We start from the raw sequence: 306 nt of genomic DNA on the forward strand, positions 1-306 counted from the left end.
TTTGAAACCAAGAAAACGTGGTGGTTCAGCTTCTAAAAGAGGACTGTCAAATGAACAGATCTGTTTACCTACAGCAGTGCAGAGAAATGGCACTGCTGTTTTAAAAGCAACAAACACAGCAGCACCGACAAGTGGAGATCTAATGAAACTGTCAAACAGCATTGGAGAAAACAGTATGGCATGGATTGACGGAAAAGTTGCTTACAACAGATTACTTTCAACAAAACACTGCGAAATAAGAGTAATGAAGGATCATACAACATATACATCCCTTGATCATTTGAACAATGTGAATGCATTTCACAG

1 pseudogene is annotated in these 306 nt (G+C 38.6%); it reads left to right on the top strand.

From position 1 onward, the window contains the following. A pseudogene (locus ACTND6_RS11275) lies at window positions 1-306 on the top strand (hypothetical protein); the annotation flags it as partial.

Origin of the sequence: Bulleidia sp. HCP3S3_C9 (genome assembly GCF_052064035.1) — a bacterium.
Classification (GTDB): domain Bacteria; phylum Bacillota_I; class Bacilli_A; order Erysipelotrichales; family Erysipelotrichaceae; genus Bulleidia.